This window comes from Nostoc sp., assembly GCF_054880495.1.
Window position 1 is genome coordinate 1 of record NZ_JBTYKD010000231.1, and the last position, 12,890, is coordinate 12,890.

General features: G+C 42.5%; 20 protein-coding genes and 1 pseudogene. 12 read left to right on the forward strand and 9 right to left on the reverse strand.

Going from position 1 to position 12,890, the window contains the following annotated elements:
* Positions 1 to 202: 202 nt before the first annotated feature.
* Positions 203 to 364 (reverse strand): annotated as a pseudogene (locus ACYTXL_RS21750) (IS4 family transposase); the annotation flags it as partial.
* 158 nt (positions 365 to 522) lie between these two features.
* Between ACYTXL_RS21750 and ACYTXL_RS21755 the strand changes: the two are divergent.
* On the forward strand, positions 523 to 690 hold the full coding sequence (locus ACYTXL_RS21755) for a hypothetical protein (protein WP_461926541.1): 168 nt from the start codon (positions 523 to 525) through the stop codon (positions 688 to 690).
* Positions 659 to 1,294, forward strand: a complete 636-nt coding sequence (locus tag ACYTXL_RS21760) for a DUF2278 family protein (RefSeq protein ID WP_461926542.1) — start codon at positions 659 to 661, stop codon at positions 1,292 to 1,294. The genes ACYTXL_RS21755 and ACYTXL_RS21760 overlap by 32 nt, the downstream gene beginning before the upstream one ends.
* A 32-nt stretch (positions 1,295 to 1,326) precedes the next feature.
* Here the strand turns inward: ACYTXL_RS21760 and ACYTXL_RS21765 are convergent, their stop codons facing one another.
* Complete coding sequence (locus ACYTXL_RS21765; RefSeq protein WP_461926543.1) at positions 1,327 to 1,464, reverse strand: hypothetical protein; 138 nt, start codon at positions 1,462 to 1,464, stop codon at positions 1,327 to 1,329.
* Positions 1,465 to 1,646: 182 nt separating this feature from the next.
* Here ACYTXL_RS21765 and ACYTXL_RS21770 point away from each other — a divergent pair, with 182 nt between their 5' ends.
* Positions 1,647 to 1,898, forward strand: coding sequence for a hypothetical protein (locus tag ACYTXL_RS21770; protein ID WP_461926544.1), 252 nt, complete (start codon positions 1,647 to 1,649; stop codon positions 1,896 to 1,898).
* Positions 1,899 to 2,459: 561 nt separating this feature from the next.
* Positions 2,460 to 2,732 carry a GlsB/YeaQ/YmgE family stress response membrane protein gene (locus ACYTXL_RS21775; protein ID WP_334799482.1) on the forward strand — a complete coding sequence of 91 codons (273 nt, stop codon included), beginning with the start codon at positions 2,460 to 2,462 and terminating at the stop codon, positions 2,730 to 2,732.
* 220 nt (positions 2,733 to 2,952) lie between these two features.
* Here the strand turns inward: ACYTXL_RS21775 and ACYTXL_RS21780 are convergent, their stop codons facing one another.
* Both ACYTXL_RS21780 and ACYTXL_RS21785 read right to left on the reverse strand, forming a co-directional pair.
* Positions 2,953 to 3,282, reverse strand: coding sequence for a putative quinol monooxygenase (locus ACYTXL_RS21780; protein ID WP_461926545.1), 330 nt, complete (start codon positions 3,280 to 3,282; stop codon positions 2,953 to 2,955).
* 240 nt (positions 3,283 to 3,522) lie between these two features.
* A complete protein-coding gene (locus tag ACYTXL_RS21785; RefSeq protein ID WP_461926546.1) occupies positions 3,523 to 4,170 on the reverse strand; it encodes a GNAT family N-acetyltransferase in 648 nt (215 codons plus the stop codon).
* Positions 4,171 to 4,320: 150 nt separating this feature from the next.
* Here ACYTXL_RS21785 and cynS point away from each other — a divergent pair, with 150 nt between their 5' ends.
* The 4 genes from cynS to ACYTXL_RS21805 all read left to right on the forward strand — a co-directional run bounded on the left by cynS (position 4,321) and on the right by ACYTXL_RS21805 (position 6,039).
* Positions 4,321 to 4,761: a cyanase gene (gene cynS / locus ACYTXL_RS21790; protein WP_461926547.1), complete on the forward strand. Its 441-nt coding sequence runs from the start codon at positions 4,321 to 4,323 to the stop codon at positions 4,759 to 4,761.
* Between the two features lie 274 nt (positions 4,762 to 5,035).
* Positions 5,036 to 5,173, forward strand: a complete 138-nt coding sequence (locus tag ACYTXL_RS21795; protein WP_461926548.1) for a hypothetical protein — start codon at positions 5,036 to 5,038, stop codon at positions 5,171 to 5,173.
* Positions 5,174 to 5,240: 67 nt separating this feature from the next.
* A complete protein-coding gene (locus ACYTXL_RS21800; protein WP_461926549.1) occupies positions 5,241 to 5,729 on the forward strand; it encodes a GNAT family N-acetyltransferase in 489 nt (162 codons plus the stop codon).
* 49 nt (positions 5,730 to 5,778) lie between these two features.
* Positions 5,779 to 6,039: a GlsB/YeaQ/YmgE family stress response membrane protein gene (locus tag ACYTXL_RS21805; protein WP_461926559.1), complete on the forward strand. Its 261-nt coding sequence runs from the start codon at positions 5,779 to 5,781 to the stop codon at positions 6,037 to 6,039.
* Between the two features lie 324 nt (positions 6,040 to 6,363).
* On the opposite strand, the gene ACYTXL_RS21810 is transcribed toward ACYTXL_RS21805, so the two are convergent.
* Positions 6,364 to 6,576 carry a hypothetical protein gene (locus tag ACYTXL_RS21810; RefSeq protein ID WP_461926550.1) on the reverse strand — a complete coding sequence of 71 codons (213 nt, stop codon included), beginning with the start codon at positions 6,574 to 6,576 and terminating at the stop codon, positions 6,364 to 6,366.
* A 144-nt stretch (positions 6,577 to 6,720) separates the two neighbouring features.
* Positions 6,721 to 6,936, reverse strand: coding sequence for a hypothetical protein (locus ACYTXL_RS21815; protein WP_461926551.1), 216 nt, complete (start codon positions 6,934 to 6,936; stop codon positions 6,721 to 6,723).
* Positions 6,937 to 6,940: 4 nt separating this feature from the next.
* Between ACYTXL_RS21815 and ACYTXL_RS21820 the strand changes: the two genes are divergently transcribed.
* Positions 6,941 to 7,324, forward strand: a complete 384-nt coding sequence (locus tag ACYTXL_RS21820) for a DUF4174 domain-containing protein (protein ID WP_461926552.1) — start codon at positions 6,941 to 6,943, stop codon at positions 7,322 to 7,324.
* A 160-nt stretch (positions 7,325 to 7,484) separates the two neighbouring features.
* Here the strand turns inward: ACYTXL_RS21820 and ACYTXL_RS21825 are convergent, their stop codons facing one another.
* Both ACYTXL_RS21825 and ACYTXL_RS21830 read right to left on the reverse strand, forming a co-directional pair.
* The gene (locus tag ACYTXL_RS21825) at positions 7,485 to 7,817 is read right to left on the reverse strand and encodes a putative quinol monooxygenase (protein WP_461926553.1); all 333 of its coding nucleotides are present in this window, start codon (positions 7,815 to 7,817) and stop codon (positions 7,485 to 7,487) included.
* Between the two features lie 98 nt (positions 7,818 to 7,915).
* Positions 7,916 to 8,971 (reverse strand): LLM class flavin-dependent oxidoreductase, encoded by a 1,056-nt coding sequence (locus ACYTXL_RS21830; protein WP_461926554.1) that lies wholly within the window; start codon positions 8,969 to 8,971, stop codon positions 7,916 to 7,918.
* Between the two features lie 159 nt (positions 8,972 to 9,130).
* On the opposite strand from ACYTXL_RS21830, the gene ACYTXL_RS21835 reads away from it, so the two are divergent.
* From ACYTXL_RS21835 to ACYTXL_RS21845, 3 genes are all read left to right on the forward strand, one after another.
* Positions 9,131 to 10,207, forward strand: coding sequence for an LLM class flavin-dependent oxidoreductase (locus ACYTXL_RS21835; RefSeq protein ID WP_461926555.1), 1,077 nt, complete (start codon positions 9,131 to 9,133; stop codon positions 10,205 to 10,207).
* Between the two features lie 105 nt (positions 10,208 to 10,312).
* The gene (locus ACYTXL_RS21840; protein ID WP_461926556.1) at positions 10,313 to 10,642 is read left to right on the forward strand and encodes a hypothetical protein; all 330 of its coding nucleotides are present in this window, start codon (positions 10,313 to 10,315) and stop codon (positions 10,640 to 10,642) included.
* A 412-nt stretch (positions 10,643 to 11,054) separates the two neighbouring features.
* Positions 11,055 to 12,392 carry an LLM class flavin-dependent oxidoreductase gene (locus ACYTXL_RS21845; RefSeq protein WP_461926557.1) on the forward strand — a complete coding sequence of 446 codons (1,338 nt, stop codon included), beginning with the start codon at positions 11,055 to 11,057 and terminating at the stop codon, positions 12,390 to 12,392.
* Positions 12,393 to 12,404: 12 nt separating this feature from the next.
* Here ACYTXL_RS21845 and ACYTXL_RS21850 read toward each other — a convergent pair.
* On the reverse strand, positions 12,405 to 12,890 hold a 486-nt coding region (locus ACYTXL_RS21850), incomplete at its 5' end, for an RNA-guided endonuclease InsQ/TnpB family protein (protein ID WP_461926558.1).

Sequence of the window (12,890 nt, forward strand, 5' to 3'; positions counted from 1 at the left end):
AAACGCCTGTGGAGAACTTGTAAGACCTGGAGTAATTCAGGCAGAGATCGTTGAAGCAGGAATCACGCGACTTTTAGTCGTGTGAGGTTCAAAACACCCTCGGCTATCCACTCCGCCATACCCATTGGTAACAAGTTAAGGTTGTAAGGCAGTTGTCAAGGGTATTTTAGAAGATGCTTGAAAGAAAAACTGATTAGAGCCTTCTTAAACTAGGTAATAAATCTTTGAATACTTTCTCAAATAATTCGGCGGGAAATGTTAAAAACCGTTGAGATATCGCTTGTTGGCTAACTCTCTTAGGTCTACACCAGAGAAAACCTTCTCTTGCTAACATTCTTGTCAGTTCTGTGACTCCCGCTACGTCTGCTTTTTTCCATTCCTCTAAAAATGGTATCATACACTACTATTTTTTAGCGATGGCTGCGCCCGCCGAAGGCATCGCAAAAGTTTTCGGTCTACTGAATTTTATTGCTCAAGTGTGTAGATATACTTATGACACTATCACAATAGTCAAACAGCACTATGTCTAATTTCACAACAGCGCTTCTAGTGGGAAAACCAACTCAAGCCAAACTCTTTTCCAGAAACCCGTCTCAGCGTCCTCATTACCACATTCTTGTAGAGACAGAGAATCAGCAGTTCGATATTGCAGTCAATATTGCCTCAGAAGACCCAAAATCTGCTTGCTGATGTCAGGGTTTTGTATGCACTCAAGCCAAATATTACGCCTCCGCAGGTGGAGGCATTACTGAGCTTGAATAATGGAATGTTCAACCTGCCAGATCAAGGAATCGTGGGGATTGACTTTGTGCGTGATCAACTGGTGACCAAAGAGCAGATGCAGCTACTCCCTTTGTTCAATTCATCACAGCCGATTGAGGATCAGGGGGAACCACAGATTAAGCAACTAGTGGAGCAAGTGATTGCTGAAAAAAATGCTGTGCTGTATGCTTTTGGGCATCGATACGAGCAACGTTCTGCTCAGCAGACTACTTCTAATCAGGTATGGGGATTTCAGCCAGACGATGGCATTCACAATATCCACATGAATCAGGGTAATTCTAGAGGCAATCACGACGACGAAAACGGGCGTGGGGAAGATGGGGCGCTGTTTATATATTTAAGAGACAGTAATACCTGGGTCGGTGTATATGTCGCCTTCCAAACGCAATCATTCGACAATGATTCTCATGGCTACCCTCTAGATGATTCTCAACATCCTACTGATATTAGCAATCCTCAGAATCCTAGTCCCCATAGCCACCATCACCACAATCAGCAACAGTCGCCCTGAGTTTGTTAATGGGGTTGAAGGCGCTTGGGTGTTTATTGGGGTGCTAAAAACACCACATTAACAATTTCATCAAGAAGGGCAGAGGGCATTTCCGTGAAGGGATTTATCCCTTCACGGGAATGCCCGAACTGTCTGGGCGATCGCCGCAGGAAATAAAGGATTTTTAGCAATTGGAGATTGGATTTTAAGCTCCCGTGAAATTATAGGGTAGATGTGGCATTGGCTCTTGTAGAACCAGCTTCAGTCCTGTATTCAACGTTAGAGCCACTTCGTTGATCTAATGGCTTAAAGTTATTAATTTATTGTAGTTGTGATATGAGTGGCGTAACCAACCTTGAGTATTTTCCCAACAATGGGTCATAAGTTGGTATTACGGGCAACAAAGCTGCGGCGTAGAGCCAGAGCAGATTCAATCGCTGATGGAGTGGCTGTTTGCCAGCTTAATGGCGGCTGGATATTCTGGAAAGTCACACATTATTTGGTACAACAGCGAGAACCCAGACCCCAGTTTGGAGCAAGTGATGAAAAAAGCTATGCACCGGGGCCAATCTTTTTGTACCGTTGCGGTGGTAGGGTGTCGCCGCCGCCTACTGGATATTACTAGCGGATCATGAACGAATATCCATCAATGCGGATTTATCAGTTAGAGCTTAAGGATGGAGAGTGATAAGGTTTTCAGTTCTGGCCCAAGTGGGAGCGATGTCTGCAACGGGCTGTTTGGTGTCGCTTAGGGTTTCCTCTAAGAATTAAGAGCGATCGCCTCCGGTAGGCAAGTACGCCATCGTACAAGAGTATCTGCTTTCAAACCTTAGCTTACAGCTATTTTCAGGTAAATAGACCACGCGGTAGGGGCACAGCATGCTGTGCCCCTACGACAGATGTGGTTCAAATACATGAAAACTGCTGTAATTCTTCAAGTAGATGAGATAAATCATTAAAAATGCATATACTGCAATTATCAAGCAATGAATTTATTAGATCCCAGCTTTAGACCTGCTAGGAGCTTTTTTTATTAATTATCCATCTCAGTTAGGGGGTATATCACAAGAAGTAACAGCGTTCATCCTCAAGGCTATTAATAATTGTTTCTGTTGGTAGATTGAATGTCAATGTTGGGATTGCTATTGTGTATTTGTCAGTACAAAACGTTGCTCAAATTAAAACAATGAATATTCTTGCTTGGATTGTTTTAGGTCTAATTGCTGGTGCTATTGCAAAGGCTATCTACCCCGGTCATCAAGGCGGCGGAATCTTAGCAACAATCTTATTAGGAATTATCGGTGCTTTTGTTGGTGGTAGTTTGGGTGTGTTCTTCAGTACAGGAACCTTGACGTTAGCCGCCCCCACACTCAGCATTCCCGGTATTGCAGTAGCGGTTCTTGGCGCAATTGTCGCTGTTTTCTTGTGGAACTTGCTAAATCGTCGCAGTGCTGTGTAATCAATTAAAGCTTAATCAATTAATAGTAAAAATCAGGGAATCCATTCCGCTATATTTTCTCCCTGAGCTTAAATTATTTGAATAGCGCCTGCCTGTATCTAGGTGGGCGCTAATATTATTTTGTTGGGGTGCGATGCGGTTCACCCTCAACCCCTGGCTAGAAGAATTAAAGAACCAACTGTCCTGTCTGCAACCATTTCTAGATTCCACTCCTTGGATACTAGGCGATGCCAGAGGCGGGCGGAGCCATCGTAGCCAAAATAGAATAACGGCGGATATCTGGTGGCGCAGCTATTAATCCTTCTAGCTTGGCTATTGGTACTCGCAGACGGACTGATGCTAAATGAGTATCCAGTGCTGCCTCGGATTCCCACTCTTCTACAAAAGTAAAATCTGTTGGCTGTGATTGATTTTGTAAAAGTTCATATTTAATGACACCTGCTTCAAGTCTAGTTGGTTCAATCAGTCCCAATAATATTGCTTTGAGTTCTTCTACTTTATCGGGTATTGCTACAAAACGAGCTACAACATGAATGGTTTGGTTAGTCATTGGTCAATGGTAAGTAAGTGGATCAAATTAAATATAAAACCTTACTCTGCCTCCGGCTTCCCTCTCCGAACTCACGGAGAGGGATTGAAGGTGAGGTTTTATCTTATATTTAATTGTGCCTTCCTACTTAATTAATAATTAGTCCATAGCCAACAGTTTAAGTAATAAAGCACTTAGCGTGATTGAAATGATGATTTTCATAGTTATTTAGCCCTGATTATCTACCCACAACGCACTTGCCTAACCGTTATTTAGTTCCATTAATGAAATTTTGGCGGTGGAATCAAGCCATTTCTCAAAATTGCCTTTACATCGCGGCCATTCTTTATCTGTCATTGCAAACCAATCAGTATCTCTGTTTCTTCCCCCCACAAACATATGTTGTCGAAAACGACCTTCATAAATGAATCCCATTCTCGTTGCTGTAGTTCGGCTGGCATGGTTTAGAGAATCACATTTCCACTCAACTCGGCGATAAAGATGGTGGTCAAAAAGATGTTGTAGTAGCAAAAACTGTGATTCTGTATTGACTTTACTCTTGTGGACTGTCAGGGCAAACCACACATGGCCGATTTCCGCCCGACCATGCTCTGGCACAATTCCCAATAATGCCACCGTGCCTACTTGGATATTTGCTGAGTTTTCAAAGACTGTCCAAGTCAGAGTGTCAGATTTATTTAATGTATTTCTCTCCATCCAGTCTTTCATTGTAGAAGGGCTATCAAATGGGCCGTAATATAGATAATTCCATATAGCTTCCTTTTCTGGCGTGCCGTGTGAAGCTGCATACAAAGCATCTATATCCCTTAGAGGAACAAAGGGTCTGAGTGTGACAAATTGACCTTGAAGTTGGAGAAATTCAGGTGGCTGCCAAGTTCGGTCTTGCATAATTTTTTTGTTCTCATCATCAAAATATTATCGCTACCATCAAAACAGATGCTACTTCCCCCCTACCCAAAAGCGTGAGAAATTCGGGTATTATACGTCATCATGGTAAGATTTATTCGGGCAAAATTAATTCACTTTTAAATTTACCAGATGTCTATTCCTGAAATTACGCAAACCTTATTAGAAGCAAAGAAACAGAAAGGTTTAAACTTTGCTGATTTAGAAAAAATTCTGGGGCGGGATGAAGTATACATTGCGTCTATATTCTATCGTCAAGCTAGTGCATTACCCGAAGAAGCTCAGTTATTGGTAGCAGCATTGGATTTAGCCCCCATCTATATCCAAGAGTTGACCAAATATCCAGTCAAGGGATTGGGCCCTGTTGTGCCAACAGACCCACTGATTTACCGCTTCTATGAAATTATGCAGGTCTATGGCTTCCCGATTAAAGAAGTAATTCAAGAAAAGTTTGGTGATGGGATTATGAGTGCAATTGACTTTACCTTAGATGTGGAAAAAGAGGTAGACCCCAAAGGCGATCGCGTTAAAATTACCATGTCTGGTAAATTCCTACCGTACAAAAAGTGGTAGTCTTTGACTCATCAAAGTAATTTTAGATCCTACTTGAACCATTTGTCAGACCTGAAAATCCAATAAAATGTACTAGTCTCCAGGTAGTAGCTAGTAGTCCCACTGGTGTAAAACACGGTGGTTTAATTCAAGCAAGGATTCATGCGATCGCCCATCTCCTGACTCACACCATTACTACTCGACTAGTATTAAAAGCTGTATTCCTTATCCCGCATACCTTTTCAATTGGTTAGCTACCAAACAGGGTTTAGATTGGCAGGCTGATTCCAGAGGTTTGGCACTTGAGCGGGGTATCAACAATGTGGGGGCAATTTCTCAGTATGCGGCTGATGCTTTAACAGTGCTCTTGGTGAACTTACCAGATGATGAACGATTTCCACTAGCAGCAAGTGAGTCAGATTTCCAGTACTAGGGGATAACAAGATCAGCCCTAGTAATTTAGAAAATAGCCCTAGTAAAGTTGATTTACAACGTAACCCATGACCACTCCCTTTGAACAAATGGAATTAATCTCATACAGTTCCGAATTCCAGGCTAGTTTGGAAGATTTTTTGGAAATAATGTATTCGTACAGAGGATATAAATTTGAGCCAACTGGCTTACAATCGGATATAAGGAATATTGAAAATATATACCAAAGTCAAGGTGGAAATTTCTGGATTATGAGGGAAAATACCGCAGTAATTGGAAGTATTGGATTAAAGATATTAAACAAAATAGATAAAATAGGAGAGATTAAAAGGTACTTTGTTTTACCTTCATATCAGGGTAAAGGAATAGGTACATTATTAATGGAACATTTATTATTGAATGCCAATAAAAACGAATTACATATATTAAGATTGGATACGATGAGAAAATCTATTGTAGCCAGGAAGATTTTTGAAAAATATGGATTTCAAGAAATTAATAAATATAATGACAATGAAATAGCCGAAATATTTATGGAACTCAAATTAAAAAAGTAAAAATTAAAAATGTCAAAAGTTATGGTGAAGCGATTTTGAAGAGTCAGCCATTTGGATTGTTTTAGGTCTAATTGCTGGTGCTATTGCAAAGGCTATCTACCCAGGTCATCAAGGTGGCGGAATTCTCGGAACAATCTTATTAGGAATTATCGGTGCTTTTGTTGGTGGCAGTCTGGGTGTATTTTTCAATACAGGAACCTTAACTCTAGCGGCTCCTGGTCTTAGCATTCCAGGTATTGCAGTAGCGGTTCTTGGTGCAATTGTCGCTGTTTTATTGTGGAACTTGCTAAATCGTCGCAGTACTGTGTAATCAATTAAAGCTTAATCAATTAATAGTAAATATCAGGGAATCCATTTCACTATATTTTATCCCTGAACTTAAATTAAAAGCATAGCGCCCGCCTATATTTAGGTCGGCGCTATTCTTTAGAGCGATGTCTACGACGGGCTGCGCCTACGCTTTTAGTAGTATGCACTTGATGTCTAGCCCAATCTAGACTATGGCTAGTGAAGTGTCGCCCTCTTTCTTAGAGGAACAAGTGAAAAAGAGCGATGGCGTAACCGCCCACCGTAGGTGATCGCCCAACGAAAGAATTAGTGTTATATCTTCATAAGCAGGTAATATTCCGCTAATTTAGTAGTCATACGAACTTAAGAGTGCTTGAATATCTTCTGGACTTGTCCAGATTTCTAAAGCCTTCAGTAACCACTGTGCATCTTCATTTTTTAGAGATTTAATGTTTTGACCGTTGCAGTAAATAACTAGATAAATACTGTTATCTGCATAATCATGAACCGGATAATCATAAGTATAAACCGGAGAATTTTTAACTTGTTTTTTATTCATTAGACCGAAATTAGGCGAAACAACAATGTTTCTAATTCTCTAGAATTACTCTTCATTTAGCACTTACAAAGTGGCTGGCTAGGATTTAAGGATACCGCGCTTGTGTGATGGCTACGCCCGCTGCAGGCATCGCACTTAAAAATTTCAGGGACGAAAAGTTGCACTACCTCTACCTAATACCCAAAACAAACCACCAGATAGAGTCAGAGTGGGGAAACTGATGATAGCTTGAGATGATGGAACGCTTATCTCAACCCCCGAAGTGAAAAAGTCACTATTAATCGCCCTAATCTTCACCGCCTGTAGAGCCGTGTCACCAGTCAGCATTGCTGGTACTGTCCAAGGTTCAACCCATACCATCAAAATGTCTTCATTTAACCTCAGTTCCCAAAAATGGAAAAATCGCGTGCTACTAGTCTTTGCACCATCTGTTGATAACCATAGCTATCAGCAACAGATGCAGCTATTGCAGCAAAAAAGCGGTTTTGCAGACCGGGATTTAGTTCTCGTTCAGGTTTTGGCAACAGATAAAAGCTATGCCAACGGACAGTTAATAGATAAATCTTCTGCTGTCAAGTTGCGAAATCACTTTGGGGTTGATCAAGAAAATTTTCAGGTCATTTTGGTGGGCAAAGATGGTGGTGTTAAGCGCCAAGACACCACACCAGTCAAAGCTACAGCAATTTTTGAGCAAATTGACGCTATGCCCATGCGTCAGCAAGAAATGCAACAGCGAGGCAGAAAGTAGCTATAAAATACAAGCGAGGAAGCGATCGCTTGTGACAAAGCAGTAAACTGCTGCTATACCGAAAATCCACTCCTTGCGATGGCGGAAGCGCCCACCAGAGGCATCGCCCTCAAGCCCTGGCGGGAAGAATTAAAGAGCCAACGCTCTGTATGCAAGCATTTCAAGATTCCACTCCTTGAATAGTAGGTATCGCAGCCAAAATAGAATAACGGCGGATATCTTCTAGTGGCGCAGCTATTAATCCTTCTAGCTTGGCTATTGCTGCTTGCAGATGGGGTGACGCTAAATGAGTATCCAGTGCTGCCGCAGATTCCCACTCTTCTACAAAAGTAAAATCTGTTGGCTGTGATTGATTTTGTAAAAGTTCATATTTAATCACACCTGCTTCAAGTTTAGTTGATTCAATCAGTCCCAATAATATTGCTTTGAGTTGTTCTACTTTATCTGGTATTGCCACAAAACGAGCTACAACATGAATAGTTTGGTTAGTCATTGGTCACATGGTAATTAGTTAGTCCTGCCGTCATTAGTCCATAGTCAACAGTCCATAGTCAATAGTTACTGCGTAGCACCTTAGCATCAGGTCAACAACTAACCAACTTTTTGCAAGTGTTGCACGCGAGGCATAACTTCTTGGGCAAAACCTGTCATCTCCCGAACAAAGGGATTAAATTGCAGCATGAAAGTGTCGATACCTGCATCAACGAAAGCTGCAACACGAGTTGCAACCGTATCATAGCTGCCAACCAATCCTGCGGCTGTGCCACCATTGCCGCCAACAGCCGGATTTTTGGCGAAGAGTTGGAACATGACGGCTTCTGTGTCAACTCCTTTAGCAACACTTAACTTATATTGTTCTTCCAATTTTTGCAGTGCCATGAGTCGTTCTAGTTCTGCTTGCGCTTCTTCGTCTGTAGTCCGGGCAATGACAAAGGCTGACAGACCAAAGCGGACTGGTTGGGCTAGGAAACGTGGTCGGTCCAAAATTTGTTTAATTACTTTGCGGACATCTTCAATCGGCTGACCGTTGATGAAATAAACATCGGCTTGTTGGGCTGCTAAAATTTGTGCTGGGTCTGATGCTCCTCCCAGGTAGATACGAGGATAGGGTTGAGCAACAGAGAATGGTCGAAGGCTCAAATCTTGGATTTTGAAATATTCACCCTCGAAATTCACCCTCTCACCGCTCCACAAAGCTCTAACAACCTGCAACCATTCACCAGAATAGCGATAACGTTCATCATGCGGAGGGAAAGGGATATTAGTACGCTCCATTTCTGGGCGAAACCAAGCACTAATTAGGTTTATGGCAAAACGTCCGCGACTGATAGTATCAATTCCCAAGGCCATCTTGGCTAGAACGGCTGGATGAAATAATAAAGGTTTAATTGCGGCGATAATTTCTATACTTTCTGTAGCTTCAGCCAATGCCGCACAAGCTGTCCAAGTTTCCAACTGTTCTAAATCCAGACTCCGGGGATTGGCAAGGTGCTGTGCTACTAAAGTGGTGACATATCCTAAACGTTCTGCTTCTAATACTAGCGATCGCGTGCGTTCATAACTAGCATCAATCGGTTCATCTGGCGTATTGAGGGGGCCAAAGTTACCCCCAACAGGTACCCAAATACCGTAGCGTGGTTCTGACATTCTTACCTCCAAATTAAATGGGGACTGAGGAGATATAGCTTGTTTTTTATCCTCACCTATGCAAATCTCATAGTATACTACTATAAGTTTATCGACTTATCGTATCTTTTAGCTGCAAAAAGAAAGTTTTAGTCCCGACTACAAAGGTTCTAGAAAACTATGTCTGAACCACGCTATGGGATTTGGATTCCCGTTTACGGCAACTGCGGTGTGATGAACCATCCTCTTGAACCTCGTGATGCTAGTTACTCACGAGCCAAGAATTTAATCCAATTGGCCCAAAAGTGCGGATTTACCACAACTTTAATCGCGCAACATATCATCAATCCCAGGAACCAAGAACTTGACCAGCTAGAAACTTGGACAGCAGCAGCAGCACTAGCAGAAGCAACAAACTCTATCGAGATTATTGCAGCTGTTAAGCCATTACTGTTTCATCCTGCTGTCTTAGCAAAGATGGCTTTAGGTATTGATGCTATAAGTCATGGACGTTTTGCGATTAACTTAGTAAGTGCCTGGTTCAAGCCAGAAATGGAAAAACCGGGGATAAATTTCCTTACCCACGATGAGCGTTATCGTTATTCGGATGAATGGATTAAGGTCGTAAAAGCTCTATGGAGTGGAGAAAAAGTTAACTTCTACGGTGAATATTTTCAGATCAATGATTTGAAGCTCAATCCTCCACCTATAGCCAAACCACATCCGCGTGTATATTTAGGGGGAGAGTCAGAACCAGCCCAAGAACTAGCTGCAAAAGAAGCCCATACATTTTTCCTCAATGGTCGTCCGATTGAAGTCATCCGCGAAACCATTGCGACTGTTGCTCAAAAAACTAAGTTTCGCTCTCAACCTCTGGGCTTTGCTATGTCGGCTTTTGTGATTGCTCGACCGACAGACGAAGAAGCGGAAGCGGAATATCAAAACCTCAGAGCAATGGTACTAGCACAAGACGATCGCTCAGAATTACTCAAAGGAGTAGATTCGGAAGTAGTTATGTTCAAAAACATGGCTAAGTATCCTGGTGTGGGGAGCAATGGCGGTACAGCAGCAGGATTGGTTGGTAGCTATGAAACTGTAGCCCATCGGATTGCTGAATTTACCAAAGTAGGAATTGATACTTTCATGCTGCAATTCCAGCCTTTTGCCACAGAAATGGAGCGTTTTGCTGCGGAAATCATACCAAGAGTGCAATCGTTAACGGTAAACGCTAATTTTAAAATAGGGGCTAGAGGCTAAGGATTTTAGATTTTGGATTAAATTGTTCTCCACTACCCAAAGGAAACTTTATGACAGCAATACTTACTCGTCCAGCTTGGACTACTGATTTAGAACTGGAAATTTTTGACAAACTGCTTGATAAGTACGCCCCTTACATTCCGAAGAAGCGAGTGCAAGAACCAAGGAGTTGTAGACTGGTGGCAACGTAAATTTGATCGAGCTTCACCCGCAGAGAAAGAGGATTTAATCGCACAAGTCATAGAAGCAGATGAAGAAGGCCAACGCCGACGCAATCCTTACCTTCGGGATCATTGGCATTTGAGTCAAAAAGCTATTGGGATTGAAATTAATGATTTGCCAGTACTTTATGATGCTTGGCGGCACGAGGTTCTTTCTTACTTCTTGGATATCCCTATATCTAGACTGCCGAAACTTGTGAGTGTGAATGATTGATGATAAAAAACTGCCCTTTGAGCTTTAATTTGAAACAAGCTCGCAAAAAGGAATGATTAAACTCTGCGGTTTACCGTGGTAATACATTGATTTTTCATATTTTATCAGATTTTAAATGTTACTAATTTATTGATTATTAGTAACATTTATGGTTAATTTATTGAATAATATTTAATTTAGCCTTGTTAGCTATGATTAATTATTTATCGATTGATGTAAAAACTTTTCCATTTTAGTCGTCAAAGAAAGTATAATTTTCAGGTTAAAATTTTATGAGATTTTATCTAATAACAGTAATGTTTTGGAAAGAATTCGATATTAAATTTGTGTTGCTCCCGAATTGAAGCATTATATCAACAACTATCTCAAGGGGACGATCGCACCTGTATTTTAAACTTGATACGGAGGAATAATGACCAGATCGAAGCAATTAAAACTAGGTGCTTTTATGCGCCCAGTAAGCATACATACAGGCGCTTGGCGCTATCCTGGGGCTTTGCCTGACGCTAATTTCAACTTCCCAGCACTGAAACGATTCATCCAGAAACTAGAGCAAGGCAAGTTTGACGCATTCTTCATGGCTGACCACTTAGCGGTGCTGAATATGCCAATCAACGCACTGAAGCGCAGCCATACTGTCACATCCTTTGAACCTTTCACCCTACTTTCTGCCCTTGCCAGCGTCACCGAACACATCGGGCTGGTAGCAACCGCTTCCACGACCTATGACCACCCTTACCACATCGCTCGCCGCTTCGCGTCTCTCGACCATATTAGTGGCGGTCGCGCTGGCTGGAACATCGTCACCACAGCCAATCCAGACGCAGCGCTCAACTTTGGATTAGAAGAAGAGATAGAGCATGATGAACGCTATCGGCGGGCTAGAGAATTTTATAATGTTGTCACGGGTCTTTGGGATTCCTTTGCTGACGATGCGTTTATTCGGGACGTGGAAGCAGGGATTTATTTCGACCCTGCAAAGCTTCACGTTCTGAATCATAAGGGAAAATATCTCTCGGTGCGAGGGCCATTGAACATCGCCAGACCTGTCCAAGGCTGGCCGGTAATCGTTCAGGCAGGCGCATCCGAAGCCGGACGGCAATTAGCCGCCGAAACCGCCGAGGCTGTGTTTGCACCTGCTGGTAATCTGGAAGCTGGCAAAGCTTTATTTGCAGACATTAAGGGACGGGCGCAGGCGAAGGGACGTGACCCAGACAGCATAAAAATCCTTCCAGGTGCTTTAGTCATTGTGGGAGAAACCGTCGCCGAGGCACATACCAAGCGTCTTCATTTGGACAGCCTAGTACATTATGATAGTGGGATCGCCAGCCTAAATAGTGCGCTTGGCTACGATGTTTCGGGTTTTGATCCAGATGCCCCCTTGCCAGAAATCCTACCGAATAACGCTGCTCACTCTTCACGAGAAAGAGTAATAGCCTTAGCGCAAGGTGAGAACTTGACTATTCGACAACTGGCGCAACGCATTGGCAGTTATGGCGGGCTGTCCTTCGTCGGCACGCCCCAAACGATCGCTGATGATATGGAGCAATGGCTGACAGAGGAAGGGTGTGACGGCTTCAACGTCATGTTCCCTTTTCTTCCTGAAGGGTTGAATGACTTTGTGGACAAGGTTGTGCCAGAACTCCAACGGCGTGGAATCTTCCGCAAAGAGTATGAGGGCAAGACGCTGCGCGAAAATCTGGGACTGGCACGCCCCGCCAACCGCTTCTTTCAAACAACGGTGGTTTGACACTCCCCGCAGCTATTGCCGAGGGGATTCTAATTTCATCCTAGTTACTTGCTTTACCAGACTTTCGTCAAGTAGCGTAGAGGTTACTAGTCCATTAGCGTTACTTTGGGGCTGCCCGTCCCTAGCTTTTGCAAGATTTAGAATATTCACTGCCGCGTTAAGGTCTCTATGCAACTCACATCCACAAACACATTTATGGGTACGAGTTGACAAAGACCTTTTGACGATTACACCGCAACTGCTACACTTTTGACTAGTGTAATGAGGTGATACGGCGACAGTTTTCTTGTCAAACTTAACCGAGAAATATTCTAACCATTGCCTGAACAAATACCAACTAGCATCACTAATTGATTTTGCTAGACAATGATTTTTAACCATATTGGAAACTCTTAAATCTTCATAGGCTACTAAGTCGTTAGACTTGACTACGCAACGTGCAACTCTCTTTGCATGTTCTAGACGTTGCCTACTTACTTTTAAGTGTTTTTTGGCGTA